This window comes from Nostoc sp. C052, assembly GCF_013393905.1.
In the GTDB taxonomy this organism is placed as follows: domain Bacteria; phylum Cyanobacteriota; class Cyanobacteriia; order Cyanobacteriales; family Nostocaceae; genus Nostoc.
Map to the genome: position 1 here is coordinate 39819 of NZ_CP040273.1, position 24176 is coordinate 63994.

Here is a 24176-nt window from a genome sequence, read left to right on the forward strand (position 1 = left end):
TTGCTGTATTATCTACCCAGTGAGACAAAAATTAGAAAATTCGCTCTCCCAAGTTATGGAGATTCGACATTTATATCTGCTCGTCCACCAAAATCATGTCACCAAACACTATGTTCATCGTGCCTGTTTTGCTGATAACAACCACTATGTAATTGGCAGCGAAAAATCATGTCACTTACTAATAAAGGATATGAGTGTTAGTAGCACTCATGCGATTATCATCAAAAAAGACGAGCAATACTACTTGGCAGATTTAGATAGTGTTGAGGGAACAAAAATAGGAGGAATAAAGCTAGAGCCAAGGCAGGGTTATCTTTTGTCAGACGGTCGTTTAATCCAAATTGGTCAGGTCATTATTGAGGTAGAGATTCAGTCGGAAATTAAAGCGAAAAAGTTTGTTTCAGAGCCACCAACAGTTACGGCAACATTTAAGCCAATTCAAACACCAAATCATATATATAGAGAAACTAGGCAAAGAGCAGGACTTAGGCTAGATGCCATCGACTTGCGAAAAAATAGCCACCCCATACTCGCCTCGACAACGTTACTTAATGAAATCTCGCTGTCGTTCTTGCCCAACGAGTTCATTGTGATTGCTGGGGTGAGTGGTGGCGGGAAGTCAACTTTGATGGATGCACTTAACGGACAACGACCCGCCAGGGGGAAAGTGTTAGTTGATGGGGTTGACCTGTACAAGAACTATCACGCATTTAAGAACCTCATTGGTTATGTTCCCCAGGATGATATAGTCCATCTTGACTTGACTGTTTGGGAAGCGTTTATCTTTGCTGCCCAGTTGCGAATCCCCTTTTTTTCTAAAAGCGAACAGGAGCAGTTTGTTGAAGGAATGCTACAACATCTGCACCTATGGGAGCGAAAGAATATCCCTATCAAGCAACTCAGTGGAGGTCAACGCAAACGAGTTTCTATTGGCGTGGAACTTATCAGCACCCCCAGTTTGTTTTTTCTAGATGAGGCGACATCCGGGCTAGACCCAGGAACAGAATTACAAATCATGTCGATGCTGCGTTCTTTATCTAATGCAGGTAGTACCGTAGTTTTAATTACCCATGCTACTAAGAATGTAGCGATCGCAGATCAAGTAGTTTTCCTGGCTAAAGGTGGACGACTGGCATACGTAGGGCCGCCCAAGTTGGCATTAGACTATTTCCAAGTACAAGATTTTGATGCAATCTATCATAAAGTAGAGCATCAACTCTCCCCGCAGCAATGGGAAGAACGCTTCAAGTCTTCAGGTTATTACAAGAAATTTATTAGCGAACGCTTGCTATCATTACCACAACAGAACCAAGCACCCGCGCCAGTTAAGCGCAATTTGAGACAGCAGCTTGTGGTGTTGTGCCAACGCAATCTGTCGATTCTGCTCAAAAATAAGTTGAGCTTGGCATTGATGCTGCTGGGAGCGCCGATTCTGGGTTCACTCAATTTTGTGTTGTGGAAACCCGACTTGTTCAGTACCAAAACAGGGAATGCAGGGCAAGCTATTTCCACCCTGTTCGTTGTAGTGGTGATGGCGATTATGTCGGGTTCACTGGCCACAATGCCGGAAATAGCTAAAGAAAGACCAATTTACAGAAGAGAAAGAAGCGTTGGCTTGGGACTGGCCCCCTATCTTATATCTAAGTTGGTCGTAGCATTTGTACTAGCTATGTACCAATCGGCAGTATTACTATACCTGATGTTAGCAGCCGTTGAGATTCCTGGTGCTGATACTAATACAGGAGCAATGTACTTTACCCTGTTTTTAGCCTCGTTTGGCAGCATGGTTTTGGGTTTGATTGTCAGTGCGATCGCTCCCAATCCTAGCGTTGCTCCCTTAATGATACTCATCGTGTTAGTATTCCAAATCGTCTTCGGTGGGGGGATACAACCAACAGAAAACTTAAATACTAATCCTAATGCTAAGGCGGTTAGCGAATTAATGCTATCAAAATACTCATTTGAAAATTTAGTATCACTTTCAAGAATGGGTGCAGATGTGACTGATGATTTTTGTTGGCAGAAGGGAGAAAGCCGAAGAAAAAAACTTCCCGCCCTGTTGATCGCTCAATGTAACTGCTATAACAAAAACGTTTTTACTAAGTGCGATTTTCCGGGTTTGGGAAAAGTCAAAAGAACTTCGTCACTGAATAATGATTTGTTAAAGGCTAATCTGCTAATTCAAAGTATTCTGGATGGATATGAGAGTGTATTATATCAAGATGTATCTCGAAATAATTGGAATTTAATTTATTTAATTGGTGGGATGATCTGGATATTATTCATGATTATGTTATTGAAGGGTTAGCAGTAAAAGTTTCTAGATGATTCCAGAAGAGTTGGTGTATTTTGACATGGCTGAAACAACACATTTGCAGATACAAGAATTATCACGATTTGCCCAAGAGCAAGACTTCAATCAGCAATATAGACAGTATTTCGGGGATGTCTGGGACGAAGTTGGAGTTAGAGATATCTCCAAAATGACCATCCAAGATGCCGAGCAAACCTTGAAGGTACTAGCTGATAGTGAAGCATCTCCCCAATTTATAAAAAGCTTATTGGCACAAGCAGCAATTGATGGTGCTACACCGCAGGTTTTGGAGTATTTCTTGAGTAGTGACATTGACTCAGATGGGCGGACTCTGGCTCAGGAGATTTTTCAGGATGGGACGAACCCGTTGCAGCCAGATACACCCCAAGCACCACCCAATGCACAGGTTTTATCTCCATCTCCAACTGAAGATTTGGACTGGGAAATATAGCATATATTCTCAAACTTTACTAGCAACCTGAGCTTTGATTTTTTCAGTACTCAAGTTGCTAGTTCTTTTTTGAAAGCATATTTAAACTTCTTAAGTTAGATACGAGTTCCATTTTTCAAAAAGCACACTAGGGTGTAATTGAATTATCGATTACACCTGTTCCCTCAACTAATTTCTAAACCAAGTGAGGCCATAGTATGACTATATTAGGTATTAATAGACCTTTAGATACAACCCAGGCAAAACTGTGGGATGAGCGCGATTTGTCTACAAGCGATCGCCGCCGGGAGCATCTAGAAATTCTCCTGTGCCAGAAAGTACAGATAGGTGAAGACCCTACCTTGTGTGAGAAAGTATTAGATTATCTATATTTGTCGGCATTTCAACAAAATATCAATCGCATTACTGTCCAAAAGGAAAAAGAAAGGTCAGTATTTGCCTCCCTACAGCAAGTGATTATTACGTCTTTTGCTATTTTAGGGATGTTTGCGTTCCTTGCCGCCGCTTCTAACAAGTCAGTTGTGCGATCGCCTGGGGTAATCCCTCCAGCTATAGAACGGCAAGCCAATTGACAAGGCATGAGCATAAAAAGCTGAAAGTAGCACGATGACAAAACTTTCAGCTTTCCAAAAATCTTAAACATCTAGCTTAAAACCAGGAAGTATCTTTATCGAACGGAAGTGTACTGGGTTCTTCGTTGTTCCTTAAGTCTACCTCCATCTGCTTTATGCGTTGTGTATATGTTCGGCTTGAAGCACGTAGTCTATTCATTTCTTGCTCACCAAAATTAATCCCCATTTCTGCTTTCCGAGCCGACACTCGATTATAGTTTTCTACATCCAGTATCTTGCGCCGTTCCATTTCTCCTAGCCATTGGGAGCTAATACCTTTTTTTAGTTCAGATTCGATATATTCTGGCTTGAGAGTACCATCACTGTTGAACTGCTGCTGCTCTGTAGGGGTGAAGAAATCGTAGGCAGTATAAACAGGCCAAGGCTCTGGATCTGTTTCGTCTAGTCGTTTCCATTCATCGTAGTTATTTTTAAGTCGAAGGGCATAACTATTGATTGCTGCGTCATTCATACCTTCAGATAACATTTGTTGTCTAGCTTCATTCTTTAAAGTTCCGTCTGCGTTAAATTCTTTCCCATGCATATTTAACCAGCGTTTAATTCTTGACATATTGGACTCCTAAAAATTTTCAATGATTAAAAAAGATTATGTCTTTGGAATTTCAACACTTTGACCCCAGACTAAATCAATGGATTCACACTGATGGAGATAATCAGAATACCCAATCAATTTTAACTGAAAAGTTAGATAATACTCTATTAGAATTTTACTTTCCAGATCAACAGTTTTCTTTCGGACATATAGATGAATATAGTACGCCAGAAGATTTAAGAAATCACCCAAATGGGCATACGCTGTTATTATCTTCTAAAACCCGATTATTGTACGGGTCGCCAGAATGCTTGAAAGTAATTGAAAAGTTATGCCCTGATAGAAAAGATAGAGGTGCTTACGGTTCAATCTTTCTAGGGGGGTGTAAAAATTCGATACATGAAGAACTAAACATTTTGATTGTAGATGACTCTACTGAAGCACAAGGTGAAAATGGAGGAATTATTAACAAAGAAAATGTTTTTAAATTGGTAGGTGACTGCTACGGTCAAATCTCTACCCAGCTATATGATAAATTAACTAAAAGTGAAGAACAGCAGGATAAAAGTTATCGCGTAATTCAGCATCGATTTGGGTGGACAGAAACTGATGGAGAAGATACTAAATATCGATTTGGTAAAGGGACATTAAGACCTTGCAGTTTTGATAAAATAAAATATGCTGACACGAATGATGAACCCAAAATTGACTTAATTCTTCCCCTATCTAGCTTCAAAGGTACAGACAAAGATCATCCCAATAAACCGACTAAACCCCAAATTCAACCGGGATTATACAAACAAAAAATTTGGTTAGGCGAAAAGTCCCAATCAGAGCGAGGTAAAACTGCCATATCTCAATTATTAGCATCATTTCCTCAAGGTATTAAGGATTTTGCAGAAGAGCTAGAGGTACTAGCCCAAAAGCTAGCAGAAGCTCAAAATGACCCTAGAATTGTTGCACAACTGTACTGTGAAAACTACGAAAAGCGAAAAGAATTTTCAGAAGAGCAAAAAAAATCTTTAGAGCAAGAAATTATTGAATCAGTTAAGGCTGATACTTTAGGTAAACAAGTAGAGAATAATTCTGGTGAAGACTTAGAGCTAAACGATGAATCAGATGAATCTCAGAAAGATGATATGTTCATGTACAAACTCATCAAAGCTGATTTACTTGGCCATCAACAATTACTAGAAACTGAAAAAGTAAAACAAGAGCTAAGTCGATTTGTGCAAGGTCAGTGGCGTGATATTGCGATTGGCAAGACATTAACTTTTGACCGAGGAATGATTATCCCTTCCAAAGAACTCAAGAATGGCGAAATTTGCGTGACTTGGATAGATGAAAATGAAAAAGTATTAAATTTCCGTTCTCCCTTTCTTAATTCTAACGGTCTGTGTGTTTCTAATAACAAATATGTTGAAGACCGCCTAGCTCCAGATGGTACAGACTTACAAGGAATAATTGTAGTCAGTGATGAAGATCACAAACGCATACTTGCTCGGATTGAAGCGTTAGAAGCCCAAGGTATTCAACACAACGAAGTTAATCCCCTCGAAACCGAATCAGAACGCCAAGCACGAGACTACGATGGCGACTGCATTGGTGTAGCAAAAGCCAGCTTATATCCCAATTTAACAGCAGAGGCAGAGCGAAGAAATCTTCCCCAAAACGCCTATTCGCCCACGGTTAAGCTCAAAAAACAATCATTTTATGATTCCACCGATGGAAGCCAGCCCCCATTTGAAAAAATCGCTATCCACATGAGCGATAGCATCAGCGTGGGCATAATCAACAATCAAGTAACGGCACTGGAGGCATTAGAATCAGAAATTGAGGTACTAAAGAGTTACGGTACTTTTGAGCAGAAATCAAATTATCTAGACCAAGTTTCTAACCATTACGAAACCCTGTTTGAGCAAGAACGCCAGAAAGATCCAAAGTTAATTCGAGAAGAATACAAGCCTTATATGCAAGGGGTTGCTGAAATTGCTCATTCTCAAAGAACTCCCGAAATGATCCAGAAAGCAATGGACATTAACCGCCTGATGTACCGGGAAATGATTGAAGAAGGATGTTATCAAAACCAAATAGCGGTTGATTTATTCAAAAGTGCTAAAAAACCTGAGATGGATAAAATCCGGGAGAACAGCCGCTACTTGTATCGTGATGTTAATTATATTAAAGATAAAAAGTCGCGTTCAGTTTATTTAAACACGGGGATAACACCAAAGGGCTACTCACCAGTAGAATTATTGATTAGCCAAACCAATAAATATTTCCAAGAATCACAGTTAGAATCGCGTCCCATCGTCCAGTTTAAAGACTTATTCAAAGGAGTAGAATTTACACCACAGCAGAAATTTGCAGCGATCGCCGCCAAGTACGAGTTTGATCTGAAATTCAACGCTGCGGTTCGTGCCTCAAGGCGGCGAGAAACAGAGTCTGGCCCTAGCGCAGTTGTTCAAACGGATTCAGGAACGCAACTCGAAATTACCAATCTCACCCGTGAGGGGCATCCCTTAATCTGGAAAGCCCAGACACTTAATATTCGCCTAGATGAGATTAAATTCACAAACAGTGAACGCCCCCATAAATTATTAGCAGTTGCACAAATAGATGGCGAGGTTGGGTCAGATGGAAAACCCGCTTACCGCAACCTGGGGACAGTTAGCCAACAATCGGTGACTGATCACAACCTCAAGGCGGGGATGACTATACAAGGAGCTAAACTCCTAGAACTAAAACCAGAACTTACTAGAACCCAAACTAAACTACTCTTTGCCTTGGCAAATGATGCAGCTGAAGCATTTTATGCGAAAATCCCAGAGTCAGAAAAACTTGCATCTGCCGCCGCCGCTTGGAACATCTGTGCATCTCGCCAGGATGAACTCGAAGTTGCAAGAAAAGAAAACGCAAACCCCCAAGCGATCGCTAAAAAAGTCTCTAATTTTGCCTTCGCTGCTTTCCCGAATGAGATTATCTCTCGCTTAGATAAATTGCAATTTACCGAACCGAAATTAGTCACACTGAATAATGAAGCGAATCAATTTTTGGGTCGAGACTGGAATCCCACCGAAAAACACACGATAGAAATCAGAGCTTCTCACCACCCAGTTGGGCATGAGCGCCATGTTTCCAGGCTAATGTTTGTCCAGGATAGTGACGGCGAATATAAGGAATTTGCCATGCTTGAAACCAGAACCGCACAGCTTCCCATTGGTACAAAAGCGCAAGCTAGTTTCGTTGGCGTGGAACCCGCGACTGCCAAAGCAACTATTGGACTACCAGGAAACGAGCCGGTTGAAATTACTATCCGTGAACTCAAGAACTTCTCTTATGCAGGACTTGTTTTTAACGCCGAACCGGTCAACTTAGAATTTGGCACTGTGCCGATTCCTGATAAAACAGTAAAAATCAAAATTGATGCTTTGACCCTGGGTGAGTTAGACAGCGATTCTGCCCAACAGTTAAAAGAAATTAATTATCTCAAAAATGGTAATCCCCTAAAATTAAAGCTCACGTCAATCTCTGAGACAGGAGATCAAGCTTTTGTCCTGGGTGAGTCTCCCAATGGAAATCTCCTCAAAATTAATAAAATTAACTTTTATGATTTTTCTGGTCAGTCATTCTCGGATCGAGATTACCGAAAACTGACTATCGAAACCTCAGCTTCTAAAACTAGAGATGCAGTATTTCTCAATGGTGAACCCTTGGGAGTGTTGCACTTCAAAAAAGACAAAGACGCGCTCAGACAACTTGGATTACTCAAAACCGGAAAACTTACACTCGCGCCTGCAATCATTGAAAGTAATTTTTCTGTTATTTGCGCTCAAATTGACCCTAATATCGTTGAATATCCCCAGAAGTGGACGAAGGAATTTCAGGCTTTTGGGACTCAATCGGTTAATTCTGAACAACAAGAGATGATTGAGAGTAGTGCGAAAATTCTACATTATATTAAAGAGCGTCCTACTTTCTTATTTTCGACAGAATCAAACAAAAAACTTGGAGTCATGGGCTTGGCTGTTGACAACCAGAAAGCTGAGACTGTGACTAAATGGTTAACTGCTCAAAAAGTTGAATGTCAACAAGTACCAATAAAAGATGTTATCAAGGAAACTAAAAAAGGTCTAGCCGTATTTAACTTGGTTGATAGCTCCATCCCTGTCAAAACTTTATCGAGCATGACCAAGAAATTCGGGGCTGTGATTGAATCAAATAGTGACTATCAACAAAGAGTTAATTCCCTCGCCACACGACCGCAGTTTTTGAAACCTCCATCTCAATCAGCATTGTCCCCACCTCAACAAAGCGCTCAATTCCACCCAAACCAAGAGGTTCAAAATCTCGCCGTCGCCCCTCCTGTCATCAAAGGCAAACCGATTCCGATGAACTACCCTTTAATGATGCATGGTGAGCCGAACCCACTACCTGTAAATACTTGCATTGATGCCATGCGCGGATATGGCAGAACTCACACTACTAGAGCTTATAAGCCTTACAAACAGTATGGGTTTAAGGAAGGCGATATAGCTCTGGCGACAGGCATTGATAAGCAAGTCGCCTTTCGAGTGGGTAAGCAGTATCAAATCACACCTAATATGATTGCTGACCCCGTTTATCAACAGCAATGGGCTGACATGGAAAAGCACTCACCCAAAGCATTACCAGAATTATTCACCGAAAAACAGCAGGTGTGGGGACTACATCTAGAGCCATTGGGGGATTATGTGGACGGGAAAATAGTCCCATTTCCTGAACCACAAAACAGAGCCGCACCCAACCAAGAAGTCCAATCTCAATCAGTTACTATTGATGATTTGAGAAATTGGTACAATGCCGCAGATAAGTTGGGGAAGTCGGAAAATTACAAAAAACGCATTGTAGAAGTTGCAAATGGGTTTAAAGCTGGTGAGCAATTATCAACCGAAGCGTTGACAGTAATGAATAAAGATAAATTTGAGCTTGAAGCCATCAGTCGGCTGACTCAAATTGCTCAAAGAATTGGCATGGTCTGGGGTAAGTCTGATGAAAATGGTACTCAAGTTGAAGGAAAGATTTATGACTTGGCTTTCAATACCCAGCAGAGAGATTTAACTATTTTGCAGAAAAATGGGGAGGTAATTTTAAACTTGCAATCTGGCAAGGTGCAGACTAATAAAGTAACTCCACAGATATTGCAAACTTTTGAAGATGTTAATACTCAAATTGATAAAATATTAGCTAAATCTCAAGCGCAACAAGCAGACTTACAAAGATAGATTTATCCTAAAATAGCCCTTTTCAGTAATGAAAAAGAGAATCAAGCTATGAAGAACACTAGGGGTAGCTTATACAGACCAGCAGGAAAATGTTGTGTTTATCAAGCGGGGTTTAGATGATGAAAAGTCAGGCACACTCGTTTGGGATACTGCACGGATTGACAATCGTTGTACGGAGTACCCCAAAAACAGCGAACGCTCACAGGGCTGGTTCCGCCTGAAATTGGATGGAGAGGCAGATGTTGAAGAAGAATTCAGAAGTCAGAATTCAGGAGTCAGAATCACAATCGGATTGGGATTCAGACCCCAACCAATTGTAGACACCGTGTAGACGATAGCGCAGCGTTAGCGACGCAGGAGCGTCTGGGGTTTTAAACCCGTTTATCCATCCACCAGTTGCACAGAATTCAATTCTGAATTCTGGCTCCTGACTCCTGAATTCTGTTTGATAAAATCGAAAGAGTACTCTTGTGTGATTAGTAAAGAAAATATATTTGGTTGAGATATTGTGATATTTCTTTTTCCTAGCGATTACTTCAATCCTAAAAAAGCGGATGCAGCCTACTCGGAGCAAGTTGCTTGTATACAAAATGCTGGGTTTACAACTGGTGTTATTTCTTTAGAGTCGTTAGGAACGGGTTCATCAAAGATTATTCCAGCCCCAACTCCTGGCTCAAAAGTGGTCTACCGGGGTTGGATGCTCTCGTCTGGAGATTATGAGTTATTAGTTAGTGTTGTAGAAAGTATAGGGGCAAGTGTTTTAACTTCTGTGGCTGAGTATCTAGCTACACATTATCTGATCAATTGGTATCCTTTAATTACTGGTTTGACTCCAGAGACTAAATTTTATTCCGTCGATGATGATTTAGAGAACCAATTGAATCGACTTGGCTGGGATGGATTTTTTATCAAAGATTATGTTAAGTCTCTCAAAACCTCAGTTGGCTCCATAATTAATCAACCTTCGCAAATCAAAACAGTAGTTGCCGAAATGCAAAAGTTTCGAGGCACGATTGAGGGAGGTATTTGTGTGCGGCGGATTGAAGATTTTGTGCTTGAAACGGAGAGGCGTTACTTTGTCCTATCTGGTAAACCTTTTGCTGCTTTACCAGATGAAGAAATTCCAGAGATTGTCTTTGAGTGTGCCAAGCGAATTGAGAGCCAGTTTTTCTCTGTTGATGTGATAGAGCGTAGAGATGGTACTAAGCGAATCGTAGAAATTGGTGATGGGCAGGTATCAGATATTATTGGATGGACGGCTGAACGTTTTGCTCAACTGTGGATTGATAGTTAACAAGCCCATGAAGTGGATTGCCAACAGAAAAGATATTGTTTAGGTTATAAAGTCTGAGTAAGAAACAAAAGTAAGCAAGAAAATTTTAACTTGCTTAAAACCCCAATGGAGAAGGCTTTCAACTCCTATTACCTTGCAACTTCCAAATGCTGCCGCAGCTTAAAAATTGCGATCGCAGGAAGCGAGAAACCTTTCAGTAATCAATCATTGCTTCAATCCGTCTTAGGTTGGCATCTTTCTTACCTGTTTTGGCACAGTTATGCCAAATATGCTAGATACAAAGGTAAAACAAGTGCCAATGCTCGATTACGTCAGTGCAGGAATCGCGTTTTACTTTACTTTGCTTCCCGTACAAGAGTGGATATTGGAATTCCGCCTTGGTTATCTTGGTCGCTACTGGAGCCTGATAAGTGTTGCTGGCTTATTCATTGGCTTTTTGCTCTGTGCGCTGATATTTGTGCCATTAATTATTAATATGGCGCTAGATCCGTTCAAATATCCAGATCATTTGGTCATGAGCGGGATCGCTGCGGTGATTGTTGGTGCAATACTCTGGCTGGGGCAGTGGCTAATTCTCCGCCAGACTGAAATGACACCAAGAGTTTTTGCGCTGATCAATACAGTAGTTGGAATTTTTGTCTTCTCTGTGCTGGTATGGTTCAATCAACAAAGTTGTCAGGGTAATCGCACTCATTTTCTTGTTCACCCATCTGTACAACTGACATTAATTTTCTTGAGAAAGAAGAGCTTGTAACTGCTGAACTTGTTCAAGACTCAAACCCGTGACTTGTGAGATTTCTTGCACAATCATTCCTCTTTTGAGTAAATTTAATGCAATCTCTTCTCTTGTTTTTTGAGCGCCTTCCTGTTGCCAACTTGTAACAATCTCCATAATTTCCTCCTGTTCATCTAATCCCATTGTACTGATTGCCGCTTGAAAGACCTGTTTCTCAGTATCGTCGAGCCTCAAATACGTATCAACTCTTCCCCAGAAATTAGTTGCATCCTTGCTGGGTCTAATTTTAAGGTCGCCAGCAGCCGCAAACATTCCGCCTTCACCTGTGGACGTTCTTGCTTGGAAATATTCATCTTTGACATTAATGCTGCCGCTACCGGATTTGGCTGCGTGAGAAAATCGCGCCAACTTAAACGATTCAACTGGATTGCTACAAACTGAAATTCCAGCACTTTTAAATCTCCAAAGGTGACGCAATAATTTTGGGGTTCGGCGCGTTTGGGTTCATCAAAAGAAAAAATTACAACTGGGTAAATCGGTAAATCATACTTTTCATGTAGGCGCGCAAAATATTTAAACATCCGCTTTGCAAAGGCTGTTTCAGTGTAAGACTGGTTTTCAACATGAATTAGAAAACAAGTATCTTGCTGTTGATAACGCACCTGCGCCAGTAAATCAATTTCCTTCTTTTCGCCAGAAGTGACATCATTAAATACTTCTTGGGGTAAAAGCTGGATGGAATTACGATCTATTTGGCTGGCTACTTGAGGTAGAAACAAATCAAGGAAATCAATAAAAAACGTAGATAATAATTCTTTGAAAAGGCGGTCGTGGTCAATCATAATATTTAACTTTCATAACAATCATTCTATTTTCAGGTTAAGATTTTTACTAAAGCTCAGTATTGCATATACTAAATATCTCTGCAATCCACTAGAATAAAGAGATGATAATCTGATTTATGTATATTAGCTATTAAAACAGACTTCATGAGATACAAGCTATGAAATTATCAGACTTATCAGCAGAAAGCCTAGAAAAAATTAAGGCAGTTAGATGGGATAGAATTATTGAGAAACATGAAGGGCCAGAAGATTGGGAATCAGTTCTCAGATGTCAGAAACCCCACCGATAAATCGGGGGGCTTGAAAAAGCCTGAATCTGACCAGCCTAAGTTCAACTAACTATGTTATCGGCAAGTGTTCAAGAACTTACCAGGGGATGCGTAGCTAGTTTCCTGCTCTAAAACCAAATTGTTAAACATCTGTAACAGGGTTAAGGAAGTGCAATTTGGATAGTACCGACCGATAACTTTGGCGAAGCTAACATTACCCGCAAGGAGGGGCAGAAATGTCCAAAGTGTTTTTAATTGACTCAGAAAAAAGACCACTTAATCCAATTCACCCAGCACAAGCGAGGCAATTACTAAGAAACAAAAAAGCAGCAATTTACAGGCAATTTCCATTCACCTTGATCCTCCGTAAATCAAGCGCTGAAGTTTCCGTATCATCTCTGAGATTAAAACTAGATCCCGGTGCAAGGGTGACAGGACTTGCATTAGTCAACGACGCTACTGGCGAGGTTGTATTTGCAGCCGAACTAAAGCATCGTGGTTTTGCAATTAGAGATGCTTTAACATCTAGGCGACAATTAAGGCGGAGTAGACGAGCAAGGAAAACCAGATATCGTAAACCACGTTTTTTAAACAGAACCCGCCCACAAGGATGGCTTGCACCCAGTTTGCAAAGTCGTGTAGAGAATATTAAAACCTGGGTTGATAGATTGCGGAGATTTGCACCCATAACAGCAATTAGCCAAGAACTAGTTCGCTTTGATATGCAACTAATGCGCGATCCCAATATTCAGGGCAAAGAATACCAACAAGGGACTCTACAAGGTTTTGAGACTCGTGAATATTTGCTTGAGAAGTGGAACAGAGAATGTGCTTATTGTGGTGTGAAGGATGTTCCATTTCAGGTTGAACACATTCAGCCAAAGTCGAACGGGGGTTCTAATTCAATTACAAATTTAACTTTGAGTTGTGGAAGATGTAACATCAAAAAAGGCACAAAAGACATTAAAGACTTCCTCAAGAAAGATCCCGCTAGGTTAGAGAAAATCTTGAAACAAGCTAAAAGACCATTAGCAGATGCAGCAGCAGTTAATACGACTAGATTTGCATTACTGGAGGTTTTAAAAGGAACAGGCTTATCAGTAGAAACAGGCTCAGGAGGTTTAACTAAATTTAATCGTAGCCAACAAAATTTAGAGAAATCACACTGGATTGATGCGGCAAAGCAGTGGGTGTTTCAACTCCAATTTTAAATATAAAAGGAGTTAAGCCACTATTCATTACATCTAATGGGCATGGTTCTAGACAATCGTGCCGTACTGATAAATACGGCTTTCCGTCTCGTTATGTACCTAGATTTAAGTTTGTCAAAGGTTTCCAAACTGGAGACATTATCAAAGCTATTGTCACCACGGGAAAAAAAGTTGGTGAATATATTGGGAGAGTAGCAGTTAGAAGTACTGGCAGTTTTAATATTTCTACCAAGAACGGGTTAATTCAAGGCATTAGCCATAAATATTGTTTAGCCATTCACAAAAAGGACGGGTATAGTTATGCGTTTTGAAATAAGTTAAGTTACACGGCGATTAAAATCGCCTGCCCCTTACCCCCATATCTAAAGAAAGGGGTTTCCACGGGGCGAGGAATCTGATGAACAGCCAGAATTTTTGTCAGTTCAAGGATGCCCGATATTATTACCTGTAGATAAATCACATCATCCTAATATCACCATAATCCGGTGTATCTGGAGTATGGATAACAACTGTGTAACTGTTTTTCTGTCTGATACTACCTATGAAGATGATCCTTTTTTCTCTGGATTTATGGCGGTATGCGATCGCTTGAAGGGAGAGGAATTTTTTTTAGCAGTTTTATATCATGAATGGTTTATTATTGAAAGAGCAGGAGTTTTTGAATAATCCTGTTACGTTAGGATTTTCAAATATTATTCAATAATAATTAAATTACTATCTCATTAACTCTGACAACATTTGCTCAAGAATATCTTCCATAATTGACTCGTCCGTGGAGCGCAAAGAAACTGGGCCATCAAGAAATTCTTGAATAGTGATTTTCTTTTCTTTAAAGTCTTTAACAAAATCCCGAATCTCAGAAACGACGTTAATTTGAGATTCCATTGTTTCTACAATAGCAGCCATAGCGTCAATGCCTTTTTTAGCAGCTTTTCGAGAATCGCAAACCATCGTTCCTTCTGGAGTATTTTTTGTCAAACGCAGTTCCTGTTTCAGTTTTTCATATTGAGCCAGAAGGATTTGATTGTGCTGTTCTAGAGTTCGGCATCTACGGGTTAAATCATCCTCGTTATTATTGTCAATAATTTCTAAGGGTTGTTGACTTCGTTCAATTTCAAGAAGTCTTGCTAAATCCCCCTCTTGATAGGCTTTATTGATTTCTTTCATGATTTCTGTGTAAGACTTCTGTGTTTCACTGTCTCTAGCTTTGTCAGGGTGAAAGATTTCAGCCAACTTCAGAAATGTTTGACGAATTTTTCTTTGCTCATCTGTTCTAGCTACGGAGGGAGATTCTATAGGCTGTTGTGATTGCCAATTTTGATAGTGTTTTGAAGTAGTTTCCTCTGAAAAATCTCTAGTTGTATTTTCATCTTCATTATCAAACGGTTTGTCTAACTCTATATCTAAATGTCTACTATTGGGGTTTACACTGATGACTCCTGCCACCTGTAGATTCCAGTAAACTGCTTCTATCTTTTTGAGGGTTTGTTTACCAAGCTTTCTAGTAGTAAAAATTTCATCAAACAGAGTATGAATTTCCCGATCTAACTCAGCCATTCTTTGGAATAGTGGAGTAGCTTTAGTAAGAAATTCCGCACCAAAAGAACGCATCTGTTCGACAAAGTTCTTCAGTTCTGTGCGCTTTTTCTTGATCTGTTTGAGTAGTGATTGATGTTGTTTTTCTAGAAACTCTAAGCGGATATGTAATTGAGACAGAGCTAGCGGAGTTACTTTAATTGATTGCGATGGAACTGTAGTTTTTCGAGGCATGAAACACGTATGTAAGTTTAAAGTTTAAAATAGAACTGTCGCATTACTTAGGGAATGCGAAAAAAGACACATCTTGGACTGCCATAATTGCTAGGCGTATTCTGGTTTAATCGCGGATTTTAAAAGTCATTATCCGTAAAGGGAACTATGGATGGTAAAAACTTTTGAAAAGATGGGTAAAATTGTAATCTTGCTTCATAGTCATCTGTTTGTGATACTTCTAATTCAATTGTTTGCTGATTTTTTTCATCAAAGAGCAACTGGATTTGATAATTAGTCCAGAATTGGTCGCCTAGTTCATCTTCTAAATCAAAAAGTTTTTCTTCATCACCCCATATATTTGACCAAAGTCCGATCCTATTAGCCCGAAAATGATTTTGACCATAAGCATCCCCAATTACAAAATATGCTTCGACAGTCAAATTAAATTCCAAATCATCGACCTCTGTTTCTGTAATGTTGCAGTTAACGAGTACTAAGGTATCTGGGTTAACGTTTATTACCTGCTCTTGGCGTTTTAATAATTCTTGTAATACGAAATCAGGTAATAGCTCAGAACTTCCCTCAAGGGCTTGTTTTTGAGTTTCTGGCGAGTAACGGGTTTTTAACTCTTGGGTGATTAAAATTAAAATATCTTCACTAGCTAAATTGACAACTATCTTTTTATCTGTGGGATTAAGGAAACTTCCAACATTCAGATTAATGTGTTTTTTAATTGGCATAGTTCTGTAAAATCCTTTTGAACAGTTCATACTCATCTACAAATAAAGCGAAGTCAAGGAAAAATGTTACCTTAGCTTCAGTGATCCGTTTTTATCAAGACGTACTTCCGAGTAATTGCATCCTTAAACTCATAATTATAAATGACTGTGATTTGATAGCCTATTATGTTCATCCGCTAATATTTAAAAATGCCACAGTGCTTGACCAATTAACGGATTGGTTGAGTAAGTAACGAACAAATAAATTTTTAATAATATTTATTTCCTCACTAGTCAAATTTGCAGCCAGACGATCTGCATAACTTGGTCGATTAAGATTAGCAGCAAATAAACGCTTGATAAAATTATCAGAGATGTGCATTGGTGTCAAATACTTTTCAACAACCACTTGTACACAGTGTCCATTTGAGGCAAAAGCGTGACGCAAATCGTCAGCATCCCAGTTAAGCATGGGGTCAGAGGCATCTGTATAAATAGCTTCTTCTGCTAAAACTAATCGCTCATACAATTGAGTATCGAGATTTTGGCTGGGCAGTAAGTGGTAAAACCTTTGGGTATGACGAGGTACTGTCTCAGCTAAAATAAGCTTGACTGAGTGCGGGATCAATTGACCTAAAATTTGAGCAGCAAGTCCCTTATTTGATTCCAAGGCTAGTACATTGCGCCCGATAATAGAGTCAAACTGTACATTTGGTGCAAGAGATGCCAGCATAGCAGGTATCTGTGCAACAGATGCAGTAAAAACTATTGGTCGCATTGTTTCAGGAAGTGCCGCAGCAAGTTCTACTAAAGCATTGGCATCAGAGCGATTGCGAACACAGGCATAAACCCCACCTTCAGGAACTTGCCGGATTGCTTCCCAAGTAAGTAAACCAGTGGCGGCATTTAGATCCAATACTAAATGATGACGTTGTAATTGAGCGAAATTGAAAATGCGATCGCGCACAGATGCTAATTGTGTACTTACCTGAGAAAGTGTACGTTGCAACCAACGCTCATCTGCTCGGTTAACAGTTCCATAAGTCATGACTTCCATTGGTGCAACACCAATACCTTCTACTATTGCAGCAAGTTGAGCTTCTCGGCGACGCGCCACTTGTGTTGCGATTTGGTGTTCATAACCTTGGATTGATGGTTGATAAAACAATTGACCTTGCAAGCTCTTGGGTAAATACTGCTGTTCTACCCAATGATCTCGGTAAGCGTGAGGATAGAGATAACCCGCCCCATGTCCAAAGCCTTTTTTATCCCGATTGGCATCTTTAAGGTGAGTGGGGACTTCTGCAACATTTTCATTTTCTACTGCGGCTAAAGCATCAAAAAAGCCCATAATGCTATTGGATTTTGGTGCAGTCGCTAAATAAAGTACTGCCTGCGCCAAATGATAACGTCCTTCCGGCATTCCCACGCGGTCAAAAGCTTCGGCACAGGCATTTGTAACGACAATTGCTTGTGGATCAGCCAATCCGACATCTTCGCTTGCAAGAATTAACATCCGACGGAAGATGAAGCGCGGGTCTTCACCGGCATAAACCATTTTGGCCAGCCAATAGAGTGCTGCATCTGGGTCAGAACCTCGTAAGCTCTTAATAAAAGCACTAATGGTATCAAAATGGGCATCCCCTTCTTTGTCGTATAAAACAGCACGTTGTTGAATTGATTCTTCTGCCACTGCTAGGGGAATATGAATAACACCTGTAGTATCGGGGGGTGTAGTCTCTACAGCCAGTTGCAAAGCATTCAATAACGAACGAGCATCACCATTGGCAACATTAACTAGATGAGCTAAAGCATCTGTGTCAATTTGTACTATTAACTTGCCATAACCGCGTTCTGAATCGAAGAGTGTTTGCTCAACAATTTTGTATAAATCTTCATCAGTTAATTGCTGAAGTTGAAAAATCCGCGAACGGCTGACAAGTGCCTTATTGACCTCAAAAAAAGGATTTTCGGTGGTAGCACCAATGAGAATGATTGTACCATTCTCTACCCAAGGCAATAGAGCATCTTGCTGAGACTTGTTAAAACGATGGACTTCATCGACAAAAAGAATAGTTCGTTGATTATGGAACTTACGCTGTTGTTGGGCTATTTCAATTGCCGCTCGAATTTCTTTGACTCCTGAGAGTACGGCATTGATAGCAATGAAGTGAGCGCGGGTGCTGTTGGCAATAACACGGGCTAAAGTAGTTTTGCCAGTCCCTGGTGGCCCAGAAAAGATTAAGGAAGACAGTTGATCTAAATTAATAGCACGCCGCAGTAGCCTTCCTTGCCCAATAATATGGTCTTGACCAATAAATTCATCAAGTGTTCGTGGACGCATCCGAGCCGCCAGAGGTGCTGATTCTTCAGTTATTTTTGCAAGATGCTGGTCAAATAAATCCATTATTAAATACGTCTTCAGAAGTGGAGTTTTTCAAGGCATAAAATATGTGCGTATGCTTTTTCAAGGTAAAAAATTATAACGGCAATTAATATCTAAAAAGAAATTACTTTACGATGTCGTTATCAGCGCTGAAATCAGAACTGATGATTTTTGGTTTTGACTCGCTGATACAGTTCTTCCATTGTTTCAATAAAGGAAGCATCATTGTGCCAGAAATCAGGAAAATCCCCTTGTTTCTTAATCAAAATTGCACAGATACTACTTGGAGTCGCCACTTCAATAGTTTGTGGTAATCGCTTTGTACCTAACCAAAATTCTCTGGCATTTGGCATTTGGTTAAGAGATTGCTTTTCTAGCTTAGTGTATAGCGAATTAGAAAGTTCTAAAGGAATTTCCTTAGTATTCAATTCCTCAGATAGAGTTTTTCCCAAAGGAGAATTAGCTAGTTTGGCTTGAAGTTCTGCTTTCGATAATCCCCGTAATTCAAATAACAACCAGGGATTATTATCTAATTGAGAAGCCACTAAATAGTAAACTCCAGCAATGTGCTTACAGGGATTAGCATAATCTGGACAAGAGCATTTAGTTTTGAAATCCTTACTACTATGGGGCAATAAATGTAGTCCCAAATGAGAGAAAGTATCTTCAATATTTTCTGGGACTTCATTTAGCAGCAATCGAGAAATGATACTGGCTTTAGAAGAAAGCTTTTGGATAGCTTCATTCCAATGGGTTTTAGCAATAGGTGTAATCTGAATCTCTATATTATAAGTTGGTTCTTTGTAGATTCCAAAATAGGGATTAACTGAGCCTCTGACTTTGGCAGTAATTTTATTTAAGTCAATCTCAAAGCTTTTGACTTTACCACCGCTAGCATAAGATCGTCCTCTTTTGAGTCGGTTATCATCTGTAAAAGCTTCTAGTGCTTGAATAAAGCGATCGCCCCACCAAGTTCGACTAAATTTAGCCATAATATCTACTCCAAAATTGCACTCTTGTTCAATGAAATCAACCGCTTAAAGGCTTCATTATCTAATTCGGTGAGCCAAGATTCATCGCTACCAACAACAGCATCAGAGAGTTTTTTCTTATCTTCAATCATTTGGTCAATTCTCTCTTCTAGAGTTCCAATGGCAACAAACTTATGCACAAAGACATTCTTTTTTTGACCAATACGGAAAGCACGGTCAGTTGCTTGGTCTTCAACTGCTGGGTTCCACCAACGGTCAAAGTGAAAGACATGGTTGGCTTTCGTGAGGGTGATACCTACGCCCCCTGCTTTCAAGGAAAGGATAAAAACCGATGGTTCTGTATTTGGGTCTTGAAATTCGGTAATCATTTGCTCTCGACGTGGGCGACTAGTACCACCATGCAAATAGTAAGTATTGCAATGCAGACTATGTTTGAGATGTTTTTCAATCTTTTCACCCACTTCCGTAAATTGACTAAAAATGAGTAAACTTTCTCCTTCATCAACTGCCTCCTCAACCATCTCTGCTAACCGACTGAGTTTGTGCGAACGCAGTGGTGAAAATTCGCTCCCATCTTGCAGAAATTGGGCTGGATGATTACAAATCTGCTTCAATTTCATCAGCGTTGAAAGAATCAATCCTTTGCGCTGAATTCCCTCTGCTGATTGCAATTGTTTTTCTACATCTAGTACCACCACTTCATAAAGCGATGCTTGCTCTTTGGTCAGGTTGGTGTAGAGTTTTTGTTCCACTTTATCTGGCAAGTCATTAATAATAGATTGGTCAGTTTTTAACCTTCGCAGAATTAGAGGTTCTACCAGTTTTTTCAAGGTGGCAGATTTCACGCGGTCATTGTCTTTTTGAATCGGAATCTCGAAGATTTTCCGAAACTGGGCTTCTTTACCCAAGTAACCAGGATTGAGAAAGTTAAAAATTGACCATAAATCCAGTAAGCGGTTTTCTACAGGAGTGCCTGTCAATGCCAGCCGATGTTTAGCTCTTAATTTTAAAATAGCTTTAGTTTGGGCAGCTTTCGGATTTTTAATATTTTGTGCCTCATCCAGTACTAAACGTTGCCACTCGATGCCGCTCAATAACTTTTCATCTTTGCGGACTAGAGTAAAGGAGCTAATTATCACATCGTTTTGTTCACAAGCAGCTTTGAAATCAGCTAGATTTTGTAGCCTAGTGCTACCATGATGCACCATAGTTTTTAAATGAGGTGCGAATTTGGCAATTTCCTTCTGCCAGTTGCCAACAACAGAAGTCGGAGCAATTAATAGTGTGGGCAGGGCAGATAAAGAAGTAATTTTTCCTCCTACTTTCAGAGCTGAATGTAACTCTTTCTCTTGCACTAATCGGGCAATCACCTGCACGGATTTACCTAAACCCATATCGTCTGCCAAACAGCCATTTAATCCCAAGTTTTCTAGATATTGTAGCCAGGAAACACCACGCTTTTGATATTCTCGGAGTGTGCCTTGCAGATTCTCAAGTTCAGAAATTGGTTCTAGGCGACTTTTATCTTGTAGCTTTGCTATCATCTCTGACAAAGCTTCGTCATGTTCAATTTCCCATTCTGACCCCAATTCAGCACTGCGTTGTAGAAACTCCAGTAAGGTCATCTGGGGTTGTTCGTTACCGTGGGACTGCCAAAATTCGAGTAACTGCTGCATTTTATCCCGGTCTAATTCCATCCATTGACCGCGAAAATGCACTAGGGGAGTTTTAGCATTAATCAGTTGTTCCCATTCAATAGGTGTGACAGTTTGCTCCCCAATTGCCAACTCATACTGATACTCCACCAGTGAGTCTAAGCCAAAATAGCTTTTTGTTTCCCCTTTCGTTGCAGCAAGTTTGCTACCCGATGCTTTGAGGCGAATTTTGGCGCGACGACGACCTGCCGGAGTATACCAAGCAGGTACAATTACTTTGAATCCTGAGTCTTCCAGTACCCAAGCACTTTCAGTAAGGAAGTCAAATGCTTCATCTAAGGTAAGTTGCATTGCTGTTGGCTTATCTGTCTCCAACCCAAGCCAGAGTTTGGTATACATCCGGGCTGCATACCCCAGATTCAGCAGTAAATTTGTTTCAAAATCTTTACCAAAATCTTTATGTACGCCAGTTTTGGTAAATTGATTCATTGTCCAGTAGTCTGCTAACGCTAACTTCAAGGATGGATCTTGTTTACTGGCTACTAGAAATTGAATTTGCCAATTGTCTATTTGTGACGATGAAGGAGAATGTAACTGGAAGCACAGATGAAAAGGTGAATCAGCTTGAGTGCGGGTTATTTTGGTTTTCCACACCAACCATTGCCGATATTCCTCAAGGGCAGTATTTGTTGTTAGTGGATTGTGCTGACGAGGAGAAAAGCAAGATTCAATTAGAGAATCAGCAATTTGTTTGTCAAAAGCGGCTGTTGATGGGGTGTGAGTTACTAAATCATGAAGTACATATTCGGAAAAGTGACGCAATAGTGTTTCTCGATCAAAAAACTCAATAGGATAACTAACTGTTGCTTTACCTGCCACACATATTAGTGGCATATAGTCAATATATTTCAGAATATTTGCTTCATATTGTTCTGAAATAATTTCCCAGGTGGCATAAATTTCAAATGCTGCTTTAGCAGTCTTGTTTTTGCCTTTTTTCTTCGGATTTTCCGATGATAACTGTCGATATTTCAGTGCGGGAATAAATTGGTCTTTGAGGATTACTTGTTTAAAACTTTGAGTGTAATGATACCAAAATAATAAATCTGAACCAATTTGAAAACTCTCGGCATTATATATTGCTAAAAAATGGATATCTTTAAGTAGTTTAATAATATTAAGTGTTGTGACATTTTTGGTAGACACTACTGTTTCATAACAATCAATCTGCCAATATTGGAATTCTTCATAGCTATCAGTCAACTCAATTTCTAAATACTTGGTTAATTCTGGTGAGGGTAGGGGCTGATTATTGGTGGTTGGTAAGGCAAAGTATTTAGGAGATATGCGTTGGGAAAATTTAGTATTGTCTTCTTTAATTCCCAATTCTTGTACTAAAAAGGCGATTAATTGGGATTCTACCAAGTGTCCAGGATGAATTTTTTGACTATTGGTGTGACTTTTTTGGGATAATTGAGTTTCTACCCACAAGTAAAAAGACCCTGACTGAATAAAGTCAGTTTCCTCGTTTGGTATCCAGGTGCCATGAAGTATTCTCATAGTTATAATGCCTCTGGATTGTTTGGAAATTCACGCGCCTTAGAATTACTTTAGCAAACAGAGGTGCTAGAACTATTTTCTTTATGCAAAAGAAAGCGATGACGCTATCGTGCGATCGCTTGTTCAGAAATCAGACATAAATCCTACATTTTGGCTACAAATCAAAGTCAAGACTGAATGTTTCACCATCAGAATCTTCTTCTTCCTCCTCTGCGAATTCTGCGAATGGAGTTGCAGTCCTTGAAGAGAGTTTGTTATCTTCTGTATTAATCGGGGTGAAAGTCGCTTGTTGTGTGGGAAACGCACCCTTTCTGAAAGCAAAATAGCAATCAATAATAAAGTAAAGCGTCTCCAGGTAACTCTTGCCTAGTTGCTGTGATTCGGCAAATATCCGCTCACGGTAGCTATCTTTGATCCGAACTTTTTCTGGGGTTAAGTCAAGTTTGTCTGCCATTGCGATCACTTAATAGATGTAGATGCTGGATTCTTGCTGGTGATGGTTTTTGCCATCTCTAAAAGCCCAGAGACATTGGCTTCTACCGGATTGTCCAGGATTTTGAAGCCGTTTTTCTCCAACAGCTTCTTAAATCCTGGTAAGAGACAGCCTCCACCTATCGCCCAGATTTCATCCCCTTGGTGCTTGGCATCCAATGTCAGATTCACCACTTTCTTCAAGTATTTTTCATACCAATCTTTTAAACTTGCACTGTATATATCTTTGATATCAATGTCACGGCTGTACCTGGTATGTCCCATCTCCAGACAAAATCGGATCTTGGAAGCATCCCCGATTTTCCCCCCATTTAGATGTTTCATTTTTTGGGAAATATCATCGATGAGAACTTCTACACCAATGGGGTAGGCAGTGTGAACTTCTCGCTGACCTCGGTTGTAACGAGAATATAGGGTTGTTCCATTACCAAAGTCTAAAATTGTTAATTTTTTCGGTAGTGGATGCCCAAACAATGCACCCATACCCTCTAGTACAACTTTCAGCACTTCTACTTTCACGTCTGATTGTTTGCCAGCAAGTATTGGCTGATATTCTCCATTGAGTACTTTTTGTAATTCTTCAGCCAGACCAACATCATGTAAGCTGACGACTAATTTTAAGTGCCAAGCCTTACGGTGTGGCAGATGTGCCAATGCACCCAATAAAGTCAACAACGCATTATTTACTTTATTTTCATTGTTGTCTGTGTTGCGGTCAAAATAATTTCCTGTACGGTAAGCAGACTCTCCAACTGTATAAGCACTACCGTTAAAAACTACACGTCCTGGCACATCTTCCATCTCGGCATTAGTTATATAGCTGGGCACACGAACTACTTCAAAGCCATCGACTAAAAGTTTGAGGCTTCCGTAACCGTTATCGAAACCCGCAGGAAAAATTTTTTGTAAGGTGTGAATGTTTGACATCTGCTCCAAGGTAATACGCTTTGATTTGTGAAAGTTATCTGTTCAGATAATTTGGGGGAGTAGGGGAGAGAAGAATAAAATAACTCCCCCTTTTTGATCCAGACTCAAGAGTTTATCATAACCCCTTGGGGGCTAAGTGGGGTAT

General features: G+C 40.0%; 18 protein-coding genes and 2 pseudogenes. 10 read left to right on the forward strand and 10 right to left on the reverse strand.

What is annotated here, in order from left to right; translation table 11 throughout:
* Positions 1-55 precede the first annotated feature (55 nt).
* The 3 genes from FD723_RS32285 to FD723_RS32295 all read left to right on the forward strand — a co-directional run bounded on the left by FD723_RS32285 (position 56) and on the right by FD723_RS32295 (position 3337).
* The gene (locus tag FD723_RS32285) at positions 56-2308 is read left to right on the forward strand and encodes an ATP-binding cassette domain-containing protein (RefSeq protein ID WP_179069386.1); all 2253 of its coding nucleotides are present in this window, start codon (positions 56-58) and stop codon (positions 2306-2308) included.
* Between the two features lie 46 nt (positions 2309-2354).
* Entirely contained in the window at positions 2355-2765 is a 411-nt protein-coding gene (locus FD723_RS32290; protein WP_179069387.1) for a hypothetical protein, read from the forward strand.
* Between the two features lie 197 nt (positions 2766-2962).
* Positions 2963-3337 (forward strand): hypothetical protein, encoded by a 375-nt coding sequence (locus FD723_RS32295; protein WP_179069388.1) that lies wholly within the window; start codon positions 2963-2965, stop codon positions 3335-3337.
* A 76-nt stretch (positions 3338-3413) separates the two neighbouring features.
* Here the strand turns inward: FD723_RS32295 and FD723_RS32300 are convergent, their stop codons facing one another.
* On the reverse strand, positions 3414-3947 hold the full coding sequence (locus tag FD723_RS32300; RefSeq protein ID WP_179069389.1) for a hypothetical protein: 534 nt from the start codon (positions 3945-3947) through the stop codon (positions 3414-3416).
* Positions 3948-3985: 38 nt separating this feature from the next.
* Between FD723_RS32300 and FD723_RS32305 the strand changes: the two genes are divergently transcribed.
* The 4 genes from FD723_RS32305 (at position 3986) to FD723_RS32320 (ending at position 11241) form a co-directional block, all read left to right on the forward strand.
* Positions 3986-9193 (forward strand): hypothetical protein, encoded by a 5208-nt coding sequence (locus FD723_RS32305; RefSeq protein ID WP_179069390.1) that lies wholly within the window; start codon positions 3986-3988, stop codon positions 9191-9193.
* 94 nt (positions 9194-9287) lie between these two features.
* Positions 9288-9524 carry a hypothetical protein gene (locus FD723_RS32310; protein WP_179069391.1) on the forward strand — a complete coding sequence of 79 codons (237 nt, stop codon included), beginning with the start codon at positions 9288-9290 and terminating at the stop codon, positions 9522-9524.
* 177 nt (positions 9525-9701) lie between these two features.
* On the forward strand, positions 9702-10487 hold the full coding sequence (locus tag FD723_RS32315) for an ATP-grasp domain-containing protein (protein ID WP_179069392.1): 786 nt from the start codon (positions 9702-9704) through the stop codon (positions 10485-10487).
* Positions 10488-10746: 259 nt separating this feature from the next.
* A complete protein-coding gene (locus tag FD723_RS32320) occupies positions 10747-11241 on the forward strand; it encodes a hypothetical protein (RefSeq protein WP_179069393.1) in 495 nt (164 codons plus the stop codon).
* Here FD723_RS32320 and FD723_RS43980 read toward each other — a convergent pair.
* Both FD723_RS43980 and FD723_RS32325 read right to left on the reverse strand, forming a co-directional pair.
* The gene (locus FD723_RS43980) at positions 11212-11457 is read right to left on the reverse strand and encodes a hypothetical protein (RefSeq protein WP_306297032.1); all 246 of its coding nucleotides are present in this window, start codon (positions 11455-11457) and stop codon (positions 11212-11214) included. The genes FD723_RS32320 and FD723_RS43980 overlap by 30 nt on opposite strands.
* On the reverse strand, positions 11454-12065 hold the full coding sequence (locus tag FD723_RS32325; RefSeq protein WP_306297033.1) for an Rpn family recombination-promoting nuclease/putative transposase: 612 nt from the start codon (positions 12063-12065) through the stop codon (positions 11454-11456). Before FD723_RS32325 ends, FD723_RS43980 begins: the two co-directional genes overlap by 4 nt.
* A 161-nt stretch (positions 12066-12226) precedes the next feature.
* Here FD723_RS32325 and FD723_RS43285 point away from each other — a divergent pair, with 161 nt between their 5' ends.
* The 3 genes and pseudogenes from FD723_RS43285 to FD723_RS32335 all read left to right on the forward strand — a co-directional run.
* Positions 12227-12358 carry a hypothetical protein gene (locus FD723_RS43285; protein WP_256875310.1) on the forward strand — a complete coding sequence of 44 codons (132 nt, stop codon included), beginning with the start codon at positions 12227-12229 and terminating at the stop codon, positions 12356-12358.
* A gap of 215 nt (positions 12359-12573) precedes the next feature.
* A pseudogene (gene iscB, locus FD723_RS32330) lies at positions 12574-13859 on the forward strand (RNA-guided endonuclease IscB).
* Positions 13860-13950: 91 nt separating this feature from the next.
* Positions 13951-14214: pseudogene (locus tag FD723_RS32335) on the forward strand (hypothetical protein); the annotation flags it as partial.
* A gap of 48 nt (positions 14215-14262) precedes the next feature.
* On the opposite strand, the gene FD723_RS32340 reads toward FD723_RS32335, so the two are convergent.
* From FD723_RS32340 to FD723_RS32370, 7 genes are all read right to left on the reverse strand, one after another.
* On the reverse strand, positions 14263-15318 hold the full coding sequence (locus tag FD723_RS32340) for a J domain-containing protein (protein ID WP_179069394.1): 1056 nt from the start codon (positions 15316-15318) through the stop codon (positions 14263-14265).
* Between the two features lie 119 nt (positions 15319-15437).
* On the reverse strand, positions 15438-16040 hold the full coding sequence (locus FD723_RS43290; protein ID WP_256875270.1) for a hypothetical protein: 603 nt from the start codon (positions 16038-16040) through the stop codon (positions 15438-15440).
* Between the two features lie 169 nt (positions 16041-16209).
* A complete protein-coding gene (locus FD723_RS32350) occupies positions 16210-18426 on the reverse strand; it encodes an AAA family ATPase (protein WP_179069395.1) in 2217 nt (738 codons plus the stop codon).
* A gap of 134 nt (positions 18427-18560) precedes the next feature.
* Entirely contained in the window at positions 18561-19397 is an 837-nt protein-coding gene (locus FD723_RS32355) for an SWIM zinc finger family protein (RefSeq protein ID WP_179069396.1), read from the reverse strand.
* Between the two features lie 5 nt (positions 19398-19402).
* Complete coding sequence (locus FD723_RS32360) at positions 19403-22612, reverse strand: DEAD/DEAH box helicase (protein ID WP_179069397.1); 3210 nt, start codon at positions 22610-22612, stop codon at positions 19403-19405.
* A gap of 154 nt (positions 22613-22766) precedes the next feature.
* Positions 22767-23066, reverse strand: coding sequence for a hypothetical protein (locus FD723_RS32365; RefSeq protein WP_179069398.1), 300 nt, complete (start codon positions 23064-23066; stop codon positions 22767-22769).
* A gap of 5 nt (positions 23067-23071) precedes the next feature.
* On the reverse strand, positions 23072-24031 hold the full coding sequence (locus FD723_RS32370; RefSeq protein ID WP_179069399.1) for a ParM/StbA family protein: 960 nt from the start codon (positions 24029-24031) through the stop codon (positions 23072-23074).
* Between the last annotated feature and the right edge of the window lie 145 nt (positions 24032-24176).

What these genes read in the sequence shown, in the direction of transcription:
- FD723_RS32285 (WP_179069386.1), top strand. Translation starts at nt 56, where the DNA reads ATGGAGATTCGACATTTATATCTGCTCGTCCACCAAAATCATGTCACC.
- FD723_RS32290 (WP_179069387.1), top strand. Translation starts at nt 2,355, where the DNA reads ATGGCTGAAACAACACATTTGCAGATACAAGAATTATCACGATTTGCC.
- FD723_RS32295 (WP_179069388.1), top strand. Translation starts at nt 2,963, where the DNA reads ATGACTATATTAGGTATTAATAGACCTTTAGATACAACCCAGGCAAAA.
- FD723_RS32300 (WP_179069389.1), bottom strand. Translation starts at nt 3,947, where the DNA reads ATGTCAAGAATTAAACGCTGGTTAAATATGCATGGGAAAGAATTTAAC.
- FD723_RS32305 (WP_179069390.1), top strand. Translation starts at nt 3,986, where the DNA reads ATGTCTTTGGAATTTCAACACTTTGACCCCAGACTAAATCAATGGATT.
- FD723_RS32320 (WP_179069393.1), top strand. Translation starts at nt 10,747, where the DNA reads ATGCCAAATATGCTAGATACAAAGGTAAAACAAGTGCCAATGCTCGAT.
- FD723_RS32325 (WP_306297033.1), bottom strand. Translation starts at nt 12,065, where the DNA reads ATGATTGACCACGACCGCCTTTTCAAAGAATTATTATCTACGTTTTTT.
- FD723_RS43285 (WP_256875310.1), top strand. Translation starts at nt 12,227, where the DNA reads ATGAAATTATCAGACTTATCAGCAGAAAGCCTAGAAAAAATTAAGGCA.
- FD723_RS32340 (WP_179069394.1), bottom strand. Translation starts at nt 15,318, where the DNA reads ATGCCTCGAAAAACTACAGTTCCATCGCAATCAATTAAAGTAACTCCG.
- FD723_RS43290 (WP_256875270.1), bottom strand. Translation starts at nt 16,040, where the DNA reads ATGCCAATTAAAAAACACATTAATCTGAATGTTGGAAGTTTCCTTAAT.
- FD723_RS32350 (WP_179069395.1), bottom strand. Translation starts at nt 18,426, where the DNA reads ATGGATTTATTTGACCAGCATCTTGCAAAAATAACTGAAGAATCAGCA.
- FD723_RS32355 (WP_179069396.1), bottom strand. Translation starts at nt 19,397, where the DNA reads ATGGCTAAATTTAGTCGAACTTGGTGGGGCGATCGCTTTATTCAAGCA.
- FD723_RS32360 (WP_179069397.1), bottom strand. Translation starts at nt 22,612, where the DNA reads ATGAGAATACTTCATGGCACCTGGATACCAAACGAGGAAACTGACTTT.
- FD723_RS32365 (WP_179069398.1), bottom strand. Translation starts at nt 23,066, where the DNA reads ATGGCAGACAAACTTGACTTAACCCCAGAAAAAGTTCGGATCAAAGAT.
- FD723_RS32370 (WP_179069399.1), bottom strand. Translation starts at nt 24,031, where the DNA reads ATGTCAAACATTCACACCTTACAAAAAATTTTTCCTGCGGGTTTCGAT.